Consider the following 13,262-nt stretch of genomic DNA (forward strand, 5'->3'; position numbering starts at 1 on the left):
TACCATAAAAAAAGCCCAATCATCAATGATTGGGCTGTATTATCTAATAAGATTTACTAATAATTTATAACTACTTCACTACCTCGTTCTTCATCTTTTACAACGGATAGAGACATAGGAATACGTTCTTGTAGTTCGTCTACGTGAGAGATAATACCTACTATCCTATTCTCTTTATGCAGATTGCTCAACGTCTCGAATACAATATTAACTGACTCACTATCCTGTGTACCGAACCCCTCATCTATAAAGAAGAAGTTTCTATCTGACTTAGACAGACTCTGTACACTCTCTGCTAAGGCTAACGCTAGAGATAAAGACACCTGAAAGCTCTGTCCTCCAGATAAGGTCTTCACACTTCTCGCTTTCCCATTGTTTAAATAATCTATGATCTCAAACTCATTCGCTTCGTTTAACTGTAAGCTCAATTGGTTATTCGTCAATCGATGGAAACGAGCATTCGCCATATCGCATAAGTTCTTTAGATAGATAGCTGACACATAGTTTACAAAACCAGCTCCACTAAACATCGTCAATAGCGTATTCAGATTCTTCACCCGTTTTTCTATTGCGTCATACTGCTTCTGTAAGTTCTGCTTCTTCGCATAGTCTTTTTCTAAACGATCTATCTCTCCTGCCAACTTAGCCACAGCTTCTGTCGCTTCTTTGACCTGGAGTTCTAACTTCGTTATTACTTCTTGCTGTTTAGCGAACTTCTCTTGATCAAAAGAAATACCTTCTAACTTCACTTCTAAAGTACTCACAGCATTACGGACTACCTCTAGTTGAACTTCGAATGCTTGTATTTGTTCTCTGCGTTCTACGACATTAATCTGTCTATCTAACACACTACGCACTTCCTCTACAGATTGTACTTGATGAGTGATTAATAAAGCTTTAATCTGCTCGTTAAACTGATCAACAGCTACTTTCAATTCATTTAATTCTACCTGTACACTATTGCTCTCTGTCTGTAAACTTGCCAACTTAGGAGACATCATCTGATATTGGTTCGTTAGATCTTTATAGCGTTGTTCTACTAAGGTTACATTCGCTTCTCGTTGTTGTACTTGTTGTACTAATAAAGTCTCCTCTAAACTTAGATAGGTCTCTATCTGCAGTCTTATAATCTGCGTGCTCTTAGACTTGATCTCACTATCTAGACTAACACCTTCTACCTCTATTGCATTTAGTTCTTTGGTAAACTTATCTACATGACCTCTGTGCTGTTCTACTTCTTTTCCTACTGTAGTATATTGTATCTCTAGAGCTTCTACTTGCTTATTCGCTAGCTCAGCTCTTTGTTTTAACTTGATAAACTGTGCTTCATTCCCCTTTTCTATCACTGTCCAAACAAAGTTCTGCTGATGAGAGACTAACTCCTGTTGCAAGTGTTGTTCTCTCTGTTGGCTTTCTTGCCACTGTGTTGTTAAGAGTTTCTTTTTATCAAAAAGACCAGCTGCTTTCCTTTCGTATTTCTTTAGTCGCTCCTGTTTATCCTTTATATCACTTAGACGAAGTTCACACTGCTGTATAGCAGAAGACACATCGTCTCCCTGAAGAATATGAGGGTGATGTGCAGAACCACATAAAGGACAAGGTTGCCCTTCGTGAAGCTCGTTAGCATACTGTGCTAACTGTTGAGCTACTCTATGATTGCGCAACTCTACTTCTATCGCATTGATCTCTTGTTCAAATAGGTTTCTGTACTTCTCTATCTCTTGTTCCCAATGATTGATATCCTTTAACTTTAGACCTAAGATATCCTTTTCTACTATTTGCAACTCTGTCTGTAGTGCATTCATATGCTGTTGCACATCTTGAATCCCTTTGTGAATAAAAGATTGCTGACTGAACCATGCCTCTATAGCCATCAGCATTGTTGTATCTACTCTAGCTGTTTTGGCAGTATTTAGTTCCATCTCCTTTTGTGCTAAAGCAAGTTTGCTCCCTTCTAATGCCTTCTCAGCATCTACCACGAAAGACTTCCCTTTGTGATAACGCTCTAATAAGGTCTCCTTAGCGAGATTGGCTTTCTTGATTTCTTTGATCAAATTCAACTCATACAACTCTGCTTTGAGGTGTTCTAAACCTGCATACTGTTGTTCTGCTACCTTTAGCTCATCTGTCACTTTCTTAAACTGACTTTGTAGCTCTGTAGTTTCTTTTGTCAATGTAGCTAATCGAGCCTCTCGATTCACCGCCTTATCTGCTGTCTTTTGTTGTTCTAACAGTACAGTAGAGAATGCTTTATCTAATTGCTCATACTGAGACAATTCGTTCTTCTGAGCAGTTATCTCAGGTAACTTCACTTCTAATGTACCTAACTCTACTTTCTTTATCGCCAAGGCTTCGAAGTCATCCTTCACTGCTTTGACCTTTTGATAACTGTCGTTCTCTTCTTTAAAAGTCTTATTCAGTAGGTTAAACTTCTCCGTCTCTTGAAGATGTAGCGCTTTTTGCTCTGCTATCTGCTCCGTTGTGACTTGGCTAAAGCTCTTTAGCTCTCCTTCTACTAAATTCAGACTCTCCTTCGTCGAGCTATATAATCGTTTAGTCTTATCTGCGAGATCAAAACGGTCTAAGCCGAATATCTCTTGCATCATCTTCGTTCTGTCCTTTCCTCCTAATTCTATAAACTCTCTGAACTTCCCTTGTGGGATAATGATAGTACGCTTAAAGTTCTCATAGCTCAGCCCCACTACTTCCTGTATATTCAACTCTTTCTGAGGTACCCAGATACCATCTTCATCCTTATACAGTGTTGCCTCACCTCTCTTTACATCATCGAAGCGCTTAGAGTTTCTTCTAAACTCTCTATAGATGCGGTATTTCTCATCCTTAAAATTATAAAACTCAAAGTCTATTACCGAACGGTCAGACTTTAGGTTCATCATATTATATGCACGGTTATCGCGAGAGTTCATACGCTCTGTCTCTCCGTAAAGCCCAAAAGAAATAGCTTCTAAAATAGAAGACTTTCCCGATCCTACCTTACCGAATATACCGAATAACCCTGCCTCTATAAGACTAGTGAAGTCAATAACTTGTTTTTCTTGATAAGAATACAGTCCTTCTATCGTTAACTTAATTGGTATCATACTGCTCTAATCTAAAATCTCGTTAAACAAATCCATCAACTCCTCATTAGGCTCTTGCCCTTTATTGCGCTGTTTAAAGTAATCTCTAAACAATCCTTGCATATCTTGCTCTAAGTTCACCTGTTTTACATTCGCTTGTTCTCCTTTATCCCCCAATGTTACTTGTGGGATAATCGTAATAATACCATCATGCGCAGTGTATAACCTCTTGATATCATCCCCATTTAAGAAGGTATCACTTACTATGGTTAACTCTACTAGATGATATGGATTTGCTACTAACCACTCCACTGCATCATCTACACTATCAAACTTCACACGTGACAGCTGTCTTCCGCTCTCTAGTGCCACCTTCGTATAGGTAATAGGCTTACCAGCCTCTGCCTCTAAGATCATCACATACTTCTGCTGACCTGCTTCACTAAAACTATAACTCAATGGGCTACCCGAATAAACCACAGGTCTATCTTCTACTCCCACCTGATGTGCTCTATGTAAGTGCCCAAGAGCAGTATACTGCACTTGCTCAGGAATAATATCGCTGTATATAATATCTGCATTACCTACCTTCAGCGGTTTCTCTCCATCAGATTCTTCTAACAACTCTCCATTTCGGTTCATCATATACAGATGCGAAATCAATAGATTCACCCCTTTAGTCTTACAGTACTTATCTGCTAAAGCTTGCCAACTCTCTCCTAACACCTCATTAAGAGCTGCTCCTTTATCTTCTGTGTCTAATGCTTTCTTTAGCCTTACCTCATTCGCATAAGGAGTGTGTAATATGCGTATCGGTTGTTTAAATCGATCTAATCTCAATTCAAAAAAACCATTTGTTGACTTCGATATTTTAAACTGATTTTCAATCTCAAAAGGAATAACCTCAGCATGAGGCAGTCCGACTAAGATAATCCCGCACTCTCGTGCTAACGGATCTGGTGCGTCTATACGCTCAGGACTATCGTGGTTACCAGCTATAGCGATGACAGGTCTCTCCCCGTTCTTCGCTAAGCGTTTAAGTGTTTTATAAAATAATTCTACAGCTTCTACTGGAGGGTTAAACGTATCAAATAAATCTCCTGCTACTAAGACTACATCCACTGCTTCGCGTTCTGCTATCTCGCATATTTCGTCTAGTACTATACGCTGTTCGTCTAGACGGCTAAAGTTATCTAATCTCTTCCCTAAGTGCCAGTCGGCTGTATGTAGAATCTTCAATCCCATGTATCTTTCTTTGTTTTCTAGTGCCTCAAAGATACTAACTATATAGAGGTTTCTCAGTCTATTTTAGGATTAGCTTCCTCATTTTTTTTGTCTCAAAACCGATGATACAAAAGAATTATAGCAACTTTCTTTCACGTGATTCCATACTGCTACCCTTGTGATAGGCTAGTGATGGGCTATTTTTGGCACTTTTAAGCCGACCAAATGCCCATCACTAGCCGACCACATGCCGACCACCCTATCTAAAATGGCAGTAAAAAGACATTCATACTCACACACAATTTTAAATTAAACAATTCGTTTTCAATTTAATATTGATTCTAATACCTATTCACCTATCTAACAACTTTACTTAAAACACTATGATAAAAAGAATCTTACTATACCTCACACTTCCTATAGTGCTTCTCTCTTGTCAAGAGCCTAAGAAATTTGGAGACCTTAAGATGGATATTGAGACATTCGATTATGACTTCCCAGTAGAAGACTTTTACGCTTTTAATGGCAATAACGATGGGAGTATCACGGCTGATGCAGATGCTAGTGTGATGACAGTAGTTAAAGAACTAAAACCTATAGAGATCACACACTATAGAGTACCTCCTAAGAAGCATAATGATTCTCTTAGAGACATAATCGGTAAAGAGTATAGTATGAGGATGTGGGTAGAATCTGACAGCGTGGCGAAGTATGGGGACTATTACTTCGATAAGGTGGATATGCTACAGAGTCTAAATAAAGACCTGATCGGGGTAGCCTGCTCTGACCTAAAAGGTGACGAAAACAAGGCTATACAACTCCGTGACTATATCATCTCTAAAGAAGGAGAACCTGTAGAGAAAATCGCTTTTATGGTGTATGACTGTATCGTCTATACTTGGCAAAAAGAGGACAGGGTATTAGCCTTAGTAGTGCGCTACCACGAGATAACAGAACCTCCGTTTATAGCAGAACACATCTCTGCTGAAGAACAAGAAGTATATACTCCCTCTCGTGTACAGGTAAGACTGTTCAGTATCAATAACAAGTACAAAGACCTTGTGTTCAATAATCTATACCGAGGAGAATGGGCATATATGCAATACAATGATACTCCTACCAAGGATCGAAGACTTCCTCAGTAGAATGCTCTTATTAGAGTAGAATAAATTCCTTACACTATTCAAACATTATTCTACTTCAATTTAATAGAGGTTACTATTTCACTATCTTTAAAATAAAAAGATGGAAAAGAGAATATTTCACAATGTGATATGGGACTTCTCAGAAGAATTACCTGAAACCCGAGAAGAATTAAACCAAGAAGTAATTGCTAAGCAAATTAGAAACTTCGGAAACTCCGACAATTGGAATCCTACTGAGATTATAATAGATCAGTCAGAAGTAGTAATTTGTTACGATGCAATCATGTATTCTAAAGACGACAAATACAATAATGAAGAAATTATCAAATTTGAATTACTACCATATTGGGAAGAATCAGGATCAGATAGACCAGAGTTTTATAGTACTATTCACGCAACTTTAAAAGCAGATAATAACCAAAACTTTCTTGCCTTAGAGTTGTTATATAAACTTCATGAGCAATTTCTCAATAAAGGCACTCCTGCAAAGCTATACTTAGACGGTTTAGAGAAAAACGAAAAACCTAAAAACAAGTATGATTACTTTGTTCATATAGACTTTGATTAAAATATATCTAATAATAAAACAGCCCATTCATACACTGTATAAATGGGCTGTTCATATTTATAAATCAACTATAGGTACTTATATCTCACATCCTTCTGGACCACAAGCTCCCGCATCACTACCACCTTTCATTTCGAATTTAGGTTGGCTTTCTTGGAATGCTTGTGTCAGTGCTTCTACAAAAGACTCTGTAGGTTGAGCTCCTGATACACCATATTTTCTATCTAATACGAAGAATGGCACTCCTGATATCCCTAGAGCACGTGCTTCTGTAATATCCGCTGTCACCTCATCTAGCTGTTCGTCTGTAGCTAAGAACGCTTTTACTTCTTCTGCATTTAGTCCTATCTGCTCTGCTAGTGCTACTAATACTGCTATATCTCCTACATTTTTACCATCTGTAAAGTGAGCTTTAAACACTACTTCTTTAGCCTCATTCCCTTTTCCTTGTAACTGTGCGAAGTGTACAAAGCGATGAGCTCTAATCGTATTCACAGGAATAGATTGGTCTTGGTTAAACTCGATACCTACTGCTTTACCTGCTTGTTTTAAGTTCTCTAGCATTCCTTGTATCTGTTGCTCTGGCATACCTTTGCGCTTAGCTAGGTACTCCTTAGTAGACATATCTAACCCTTCTACTGGTAAGTCTGGATCTAGCTGAAAGCTCTTCCACTCTACTTCTATCTTATCTGCGAAAGGCAACTGTACCAATGCATTCTCAAAATTCTTCTTTCCGACGTAACAAAACGGACACATAATATCCGACCATATCTCTACTTTCATATCTTATCTTTTTAAATGAGGAGCTACCTCAATAACTCTATACTCAAAGATACTATTAAAACACCCTAATACCTGTCTCCTTAACAATAATTAAATAGTTTCCTAAAGGGAAGTGGATGTAATTTTATACCTTTACTCTTATGGGAAAAACAGTCATATTTATCGGTTGTATCATCGTCATCATAGGTATATTGATACAGTTCACTTCGTTTAATCTGGATTGGTTTGGCAAATTGCCTGGTGATATCCGTATCCAGCGTCCAGGTTTTTCATTCTTTATGCCGATTACCTCTATGATTATTGTATCTGTAGTAGGCACAGGATTACTATGGTTATACAGAAAGTTCTTTAGCTGATAAAGGATTACTTCACCCAGTCGTTCTTACCTGCGATACCTCCTGATACAATCAAAGTAATAGACATCACTAATAAAAACATCAAGGACATAGACCAAGACTGTGTCACATCGAATAATGCTCCAAATACTGGTGGTCCACATGCTGCGATTAGGTATCCGATAGACTGTGCCATACCTGATAATTCTGCTGCTTGGGTAGTGCTACTTGTACGCAATACGAAGAATAGCATCGATAAACTAAAGGCTAATCCACTCGCTGTACCGATTAATACACACCATAGCGCGATCATATTTACCTTAAAGATCAATAAACCTGCTATCCCAATAGCAAACAATACTCCTGTACCGATAGCTAGCAGTTTCTGATTAGATAACTTACTCGCTATGATAGCACCGATGAATGTCATAGGCAACTGTGCGAACTGCATATAAGACAATAACCATCCTGCATCTTCTTTAGGTATACCCCATGTGATAGCCACTTTAGGTAACCATGCTGCTAAACAGTAGAACAGTAGAGACTGTACTCCCATAAATACTGTAACTGCCCAAGCTAACTTAGACGAGTACATATTTACTTTTTTCTCTTCTGTGAAGCCTCTATTACTTCCTTCGATTGCTTGTTTCTTTTTTACTTGAGGAAGCCAAATCAATATAGTCGCGATACTCAGTACTAACCATACTCCTATCGAACCTTTCCATCCCATCTCTGTGAATTTACCCAAGCTGATACTAAACCCTGCTGCTAACGCTGCTGTCAGGTTCATAGCTACTGAATATATTCCCATCATGGTACCTACATTCTTCTGATAATTACTTTTGATATAAGCTGGCATCAATACGTTACCTACTGTAATCGCTATCCCTACTAAGGCTGCCCCTAAAAACAAAGTAACTAAACTACCATAAGGTCTAATGACTAATCCTATACTCAATAGAATCAATGATCCTAATAATACAAGCTCCATACCGTATCTACGTGAGATCTTTGGCACCATACTAGATAAGAATCCGAATGCCATTAAGGGTATCGTCGTTACTAATCCTGCTGTAGTGTTAGACAGAGCCAGTGATTTACTTATCTCTGATATAACAGGCCCTACAGATGTAAGTGGAGCTCTTAGATTAGAAGCAATAAATATGATACCTAACAACATCAGTAATTTCTTCATTTTAGATATCTCTTCTATCTTATTTTCCATTGTTATTTAATTTATTATTTACACATTGTTATTTCTAGGTGCAAAATTAAATGATTATAAATGTTTATATTCGCCATAAATCATAACTAAAACGACAAGAATGGATACATCACAATTAGTCGATCAAGTTGAAAAGAAAGGTTTTTCTTGGCATGCTGAGCTTTGGAAACACAACAATGAGTTTCACCATCATAAGAAAGCTCAACTCGTCTATGTAGAATCAGGATATCAACATCTACATGTAGAGTCGTGCCAATTCTTATTACCTCAAAATCATGTAGCCTATATCCCATCCAATATGCCGCATAAGACTACGCATGCGTCTGAGCATATCTCTCTACATACACTATACTTCGATGTGGATGACTTACCTCCGTTTTATGATGAGTTATACCTATTCTCTATACCTAGTGTACTTAGAGAAATGATTATGTATACTGAGAAGTGGTCTATGAATATGGAATATGAGGAGAGTGAACAGACGTTCTTAAGAGCTATCTTATTAGAATTACCTTCTTTTGTACAGAATGCTGTACCTCTTATCACTCCCGTACCACGTACCAATGCACTGCTAGAAGTAACTGCTTATATACATAAACATTATCGATCTACTATCACTATAGATGAGTTAGCTCAACTGTCCTTTATGAGTATTCGTACTTTAGAACGTCAGTTCAAAAAAGAAACGGGTATCAGTATCGCTAAATATATACAGATGGCACGTATCATCAAGTCAATAGAACTGCTGAGTGAAGGGCAATATACTATCAATGAGATAGCATTACTCGTAGGATATAACAGTGCCCAGTCTTACAGTAATGTATTCACTAAACTGATGGGACAACGCCCTACTGAGTTTATACAACATACATTCACGCTATAACTTATATCCTATCGTATATGAAAGATATTATCTCTCTACTTCAAAAACAAAAACAAGACATAATCGTAGAACTAAAACAAGGTGATACCACTAATCAATACCTAATAGCCCAATTAGACAAGTCTATCTCTTGGCTAACGATCGTAGAAGATCATCAGTTAGACACGGTTAAGCACTATGATATACATGCTCTACCTGATACTACTCATGGTATGTCTTATTATCACCTGATGATAGACTGTGAAAGTAGTGATCCTGTAGATTGGGTAGAATATACTCCTCATAATCGTCCTATAGAGATGTGTATGGGAGATATCATTATAGTCAAGAAATAAAAAAAGTCGGTTTGTAATAAACCGACTTTCTTGTATAATCTTCTTGTAATTAGTTTACAAGTGGTAAGAAACCATATTCTTTAGTATAACGCAACATTTGCTCTTCAAATGATTTAGGTTGTTCGATTACATAATCAGTCACCTCTCCTTTATCATTCTTCACTGGTACAATGTATGGGTTTACAAATCCTCTATATGGAGCAGAGTTAAACTTAGCATTACGCTCTAAAACTTCTTTGTGGATAGCTTGATCTACTTTCACACCATAAGTCTCTACTAACGCTTGTCCTGCTTTATAATCACCTTCAGATTTGATACGTTGAGTCTCTTTTAAAAGCTGTCCGAATAGATCGTGTAACTTATCATAATCCGTAATATTATAATATGTCTTACCATCGCGAACTACTTTCTCAATTACATTATCTTTCTTCCCTTTTTCGAATACCCAAGCACTCACCCATTGGCGGTTACGCATGTGAGCTTCTTCGATATCAGCACCTGGCTCTAGGCGCACTAACTGCGTCATTAATCCGTTACGGATATATCCATCATAAGCTGCTTTACCTACTGACTTCCAATCGTCAACTAATCCTAACTCTTGTAACTTAGGATTGTATAAATAGAATAACCCCACTAAATCAGCACGTCCTTCTTCTAATGTAGAAGCATAACTCTTCAGTGTTTCTTTTGGTTGTCCTACTCCTTTGTTGATTTGTCCAGATGCATGTCCGATTACCTCGTGAAGAGCTGTGTGTAGCTTATCTGCTAACTCACCATATTTCTCCTCTAATTGTAATTCTTCCTCATCGTGAACGAACTCTTTTAACTTATCCGAACCACCTGCATGATTATATGCATCGATAATATTACCTAAAGAGATAGACTTAGAACCGTGTTCTGCTCTAATCCAATCTGCATTCGGTAAGTTCACTCCGATAGGTGTACTTGGAGATGCATCACCAGACTCAGACGCTACGATCACTGTCTTATACGATACTCCTGTTACATTTTTCTTTTTATGCTCTGCCATTAATGGAGAGTTATCCTCGAACCACTGAGCTTCTTTAGAAAGAACAGCCATCTTCTTAGACATATCAAAATCGTTGATTTGAACAACGCTTTCGTAAGATCCTTTATGTCCTAATGGGTCTGCATATACTTCGATAAATCCACTGTTGTAATCAATATTTCCTTTAGTAGCTTTCACCCATGCAACGTTATAATCATCCCAAAGCTGAAGATCTCCTGTTTGGTAATATTTGATTAATAACTTAAGCGCATCTGCTTGCTCTTGGTTCTCTGCAACTGTAACAGCTTTTTCTAACCAAAAGATGATTTGATCAATAGCTGCTCCATACATTCCACCACTCTTCCATACTTTCTCTACTAACTTACCATTCTCTTTTACTACTTTAGAGTTTAGTCCTGTAGATAATGGACGATGTGGGTCTGGACTCTTCATCGCATTATAGAATGCCTCTACCTCATCTTCTGTAATCCCTTCTCCATAGAAGTTAACTGCAGATCCTTTTACAAGACCTTTCGCTAAATCAAGATTTACTTTTTTACTATCTACATTATTAAATAGAACATTCGCTACATTCTGATCTAATGTAGTATTAGTCTCTTTTAATAAAATAGAGAAATAAGCTTGAGAGAATCCAGGTTTTATCTTTTCGTTAGAATAATGGTGGTGAATACCATTAGAGAACCATACTCTCTTCACATACGTCACGAATTCTTTCCAATCCTCTGATTCTTTGTCTCCTTTATAGTTTTCGTAAATATTCTCTAATGCTTTACGAATAGTCAAATTGTGTTTATAGTTCTGATCCCAGATGATATCACGTCCAGCGTACCCTGCCTGACTTAGATAATACACTAATTCTTTTTCTTTTAATGTTAGATCGTCCCATCCAGGTACTTGATATCTCAATACTTCGATATCTCCAAACTGATCCACACTGTAATCAAACTTTTCTGTTGTAGTCACTTCGCTTGCTCCTTTTTCTGCCTCTTTCTTGTCTCCACATGATAATAACATAGCGGAAGCCAATACGATACAGGCCATTGTATTTAATTTCATATTGTAGTTTTTTACCGTCTTTTGACAAATATATAAAATATTGCACTGAACGACTCTACTAATTCTCATTCAAAATTAGGAATCTAAAAAATTATCTCTTACTTCTTTAGATAATCATCTACAAAATGAGTCTCTGAATTAGGATTTTCAAATTTGTTCTGATTGTATTCTTTTGATTTATTTTTAGGAATGGTTAAAGACTTCCACTCTTCATTGCGTATCATCTTTCCAATAAATACAATCTGTCCTATATGATAAGGGTAATGTGCTAACTGTCGGTATAAAGCTTCTGCTACCGTATGGTTTTGGTTTCTGATCTTCACTACTGTATTAATATTCTCTTCATTAATACTATCTATGGTACTGAAGAGAACATTCCATGCCTTGTCCCAATTCGTTATAAGTTCATGTCTGTCATAAACTCCATCTGCGAACTCATCATCTCTGTTTCTCCATGACTTCTCTCCATCTTCTGTAAAAAAGTTAGTAAAACGAGAAAGCAAATTACCTGTGATATGGCGCATTAACATCGCTATAGAGTTACTCTCTACATTGACCTTTTGATTTAACTCATCTTGAGATAGAACTAAAACCGTTTTATCTACGATCATTCTATAGTACTCGAATTGCTTGCGAATACCTTCTAATTCTTGTATAGTCATAATATAAATTGTATTGAGTTGATATTTTTTGTTGTAGTCAATATTTGACCTATTGCAATTTAAAGTTTATAGACGATACCATTCGTTTATGAGCAAAAAAAAATAACCCGAAGGTTATTTTTTCTTTACTAAGGGATGATTTAACCCCTTAACATTATTGTTAATTACATCATAAGTCTTTAGATGTTTAAAAAGCTCTGTCAAGTTTCTAAAGCCATAATCTCTGGCATCAAAACTAGGATTAAGCTTACGAAGGTTACCTCCTACTGTAGCGATATAAGCTTCTACCTCCTCATCTACAGACATATCGAATGCTTTATCTATCAGTCTATACTCTTTCTTAGTTAATGATTTAGTATCGTCATCATCTGTAGCTTCTACTTTTTTAGCATTGCCATTCGCTTCTTTGACTGCTGTAGTTGCTTTAGGCATTAAGGTTTCACAATAAGTAAATATCTCACATGACTGAACGAAAGCATTCGGAGTCTTCTTCTCTCCTACTCCCATCACGAAAATACCTTCTTCTCTGATACGCTTAGCTAAACCAGTATAGTCACTGTCACTAGATACGATACAGAATCCATCTACCATCTTAGCATGCAGAATATCCATAGCATCTATGATTAGAGAACTATCAGTGGAGTTCTTTCCACTAGTATAATTAAACTTCTGTATAGGCGAAAATGACAAGTCATTCAGTAATTCCTTCCAGCTATTCATTTGCGGTGTTGTCCAATCTCCATAAATACGACGGACAGTCACCTTCCCATATTTAGAAACTTCTTCTAAAATCTTATCCAACAACTTAGCTTGAGCATTGTCCCCATCCACTAAGATTGCAATGTTGTTATTTTGTTTTTCCATCATATTTTCCTTTTCGAAAGCTCTAAAATACAAAAAATAGAACTACGTAAAGAGCATTGATGTCCAAAACAT

12 protein-coding genes are annotated in these 13,262 nt (G+C 37.1%); 5 read left to right on the plus strand and 7 right to left on the minus strand.

Annotated elements, in window-relative coordinates:
- Nucleotides 1-56 precede the first annotated feature (56 nt).
- Nucleotides 57-3,101 carry an SbcC/MukB-like Walker B domain-containing protein gene (locus MPR_RS14285; protein ID WP_041893652.1) on the minus strand — a complete coding sequence of 1,015 codons (3,045 nt, stop codon included), beginning with the start codon at nt 3,099-3,101 and terminating at the stop codon, nt 57-59.
- A gap of 6 nt (nt 3,102-3,107) precedes the next feature.
- Nucleotides 3,108-4,325, minus strand: a complete 1,218-nt coding sequence (locus MPR_RS14290; protein ID WP_041893654.1) for a metallophosphoesterase family protein — start codon at nt 4,323-4,325, stop codon at nt 3,108-3,110.
- Between the two features lie 362 nt (nt 4,326-4,687).
- Here MPR_RS14290 and MPR_RS14295 point away from each other — a divergent pair, with 362 nt between their 5' ends.
- Nucleotides 4,688-5,449, plus strand: coding sequence for a hypothetical protein (locus MPR_RS14295; protein WP_041893657.1), 762 nt, complete (start codon nt 4,688-4,690; stop codon nt 5,447-5,449).
- 100 nt (nt 5,450-5,549) lie between these two features.
- Complete coding sequence (locus MPR_RS14300; RefSeq protein ID WP_041893659.1) at nt 5,550-6,017, plus strand: hypothetical protein; 468 nt, start codon at nt 5,550-5,552, stop codon at nt 6,015-6,017.
- A gap of 78 nt (nt 6,018-6,095) precedes the next feature.
- Here MPR_RS14300 and MPR_RS14305 read toward each other — a convergent pair whose 3' ends face one another.
- The gene (locus MPR_RS14305) at nt 6,096-6,800 is read right to left on the minus strand and encodes a DsbA family oxidoreductase (RefSeq protein ID WP_041893661.1); all 705 of its coding nucleotides are present in this window, start codon (nt 6,798-6,800) and stop codon (nt 6,096-6,098) included.
- 140 nt (nt 6,801-6,940) lie between these two features.
- On the opposite strand from MPR_RS14305, the gene MPR_RS14310 reads away from it, so the two are divergent.
- A complete protein-coding gene (locus tag MPR_RS14310) occupies nt 6,941-7,156 on the plus strand; it encodes a DUF2905 domain-containing protein (RefSeq protein ID WP_041893663.1) in 216 nt (71 codons plus the stop codon).
- 7 nt (nt 7,157-7,163) lie between these two features.
- Here MPR_RS14310 and MPR_RS14315 read toward each other — a convergent pair whose 3' ends face one another.
- On the minus strand, nt 7,164-8,360 hold the full coding sequence (locus MPR_RS14315; RefSeq protein ID WP_006264399.1) for a CynX/NimT family MFS transporter: 1,197 nt from the start codon (nt 8,358-8,360) through the stop codon (nt 7,164-7,166).
- A gap of 100 nt (nt 8,361-8,460) precedes the next feature.
- On the opposite strand from MPR_RS14315, the gene MPR_RS14320 reads away from it, so the two are divergent.
- Together MPR_RS14320 and MPR_RS14325 are read left to right on the plus strand one after the other, a co-directional pair.
- The gene (locus MPR_RS14320; protein WP_041893667.1) at nt 8,461-9,243 is read left to right on the plus strand and encodes an AraC family transcriptional regulator; all 783 of its coding nucleotides are present in this window, start codon (nt 8,461-8,463) and stop codon (nt 9,241-9,243) included.
- Between the two features lie 17 nt (nt 9,244-9,260).
- Nucleotides 9,261-9,578 carry a hypothetical protein gene (locus MPR_RS14325; RefSeq protein ID WP_041893670.1) on the plus strand — a complete coding sequence of 106 codons (318 nt, stop codon included), beginning with the start codon at nt 9,261-9,263 and terminating at the stop codon, nt 9,576-9,578.
- A 49-nt stretch (nt 9,579-9,627) separates the two neighbouring features.
- Here the strand turns inward: MPR_RS14325 and MPR_RS14330 are convergent, their stop codons facing one another.
- From MPR_RS14330 to MPR_RS14340, 3 genes are all read right to left on the minus strand, one after another.
- Nucleotides 9,628-11,664 carry a dipeptidyl-peptidase 3 family protein gene (locus MPR_RS14330; protein WP_039328426.1) on the minus strand — a complete coding sequence of 679 codons (2,037 nt, stop codon included), beginning with the start codon at nt 11,662-11,664 and terminating at the stop codon, nt 9,628-9,630.
- A gap of 98 nt (nt 11,665-11,762) precedes the next feature.
- The gene (locus MPR_RS14335) at nt 11,763-12,326 is read right to left on the minus strand and encodes a DUF1572 family protein (RefSeq protein WP_041893675.1); all 564 of its coding nucleotides are present in this window, start codon (nt 12,324-12,326) and stop codon (nt 11,763-11,765) included.
- 114 nt (nt 12,327-12,440) lie between these two features.
- Nucleotides 12,441-13,193 carry an NYN domain-containing protein gene (locus MPR_RS14340; RefSeq protein WP_006261944.1) on the minus strand — a complete coding sequence of 251 codons (753 nt, stop codon included), beginning with the start codon at nt 13,191-13,193 and terminating at the stop codon, nt 12,441-12,443.
- Nucleotides 13,194-13,262 lie beyond the last annotated feature (69 nt).

It is taken from the genome of Myroides profundi (genome assembly GCF_000833025.1).
GTDB classification, from domain to species: Bacteria; Bacteroidota; Bacteroidia; order Flavobacteriales; family Flavobacteriaceae; genus Flavobacterium; species Flavobacterium profundi_A.

What these genes read in the sequence shown, in the direction of transcription:
- MPR_RS14305 (WP_041893661.1), bottom strand. Translation starts at nt 6,800, where the DNA reads ATGAAAGTAGAGATATGGTCGGATATTATGTGTCCGTTTTGTTACGTC.
- MPR_RS14335 (WP_041893675.1), bottom strand. Translation starts at nt 12,326, where the DNA reads ATGACTATACAAGAATTAGAAGGTATTCGCAAGCAATTCGAGTACTAT.
- MPR_RS14330 (WP_039328426.1), bottom strand. Translation starts at nt 11,664, where the DNA reads ATGAAATTAAATACAATGGCCTGTATCGTATTGGCTTCCGCTATGTTA.
- MPR_RS14310 (WP_041893663.1), top strand. Translation starts at nt 6,941, where the DNA reads ATGGGAAAAACAGTCATATTTATCGGTTGTATCATCGTCATCATAGGT.
- MPR_RS14315 (WP_006264399.1), bottom strand. Translation starts at nt 8,360, where the DNA reads ATGGAAAATAAGATAGAAGAGATATCTAAAATGAAGAAATTACTGATG.
- MPR_RS14290 (WP_041893654.1), bottom strand. Translation starts at nt 4,325, where the DNA reads ATGGGATTGAAGATTCTACATACAGCCGACTGGCACTTAGGGAAGAGA.
- MPR_RS14320 (WP_041893667.1), top strand. Translation starts at nt 8,461, where the DNA reads ATGGATACATCACAATTAGTCGATCAAGTTGAAAAGAAAGGTTTTTCT.
- MPR_RS14340 (WP_006261944.1), bottom strand. Translation starts at nt 13,193, where the DNA reads ATGATGGAAAAACAAAATAACAACATTGCAATCTTAGTGGATGGGGAC.
- MPR_RS14300 (WP_041893659.1), top strand. Translation starts at nt 5,550, where the DNA reads ATGGAAAAGAGAATATTTCACAATGTGATATGGGACTTCTCAGAAGAA.
- MPR_RS14295 (WP_041893657.1), top strand. Translation starts at nt 4,688, where the DNA reads ATGATAAAAAGAATCTTACTATACCTCACACTTCCTATAGTGCTTCTC.
- MPR_RS14325 (WP_041893670.1), top strand. Translation starts at nt 9,261, where the DNA reads ATGAAAGATATTATCTCTCTACTTCAAAAACAAAAACAAGACATAATC.
- MPR_RS14285 (WP_041893652.1), bottom strand. Translation starts at nt 3,101, where the DNA reads ATGATACCAATTAAGTTAACGATAGAAGGACTGTATTCTTATCAAGAA.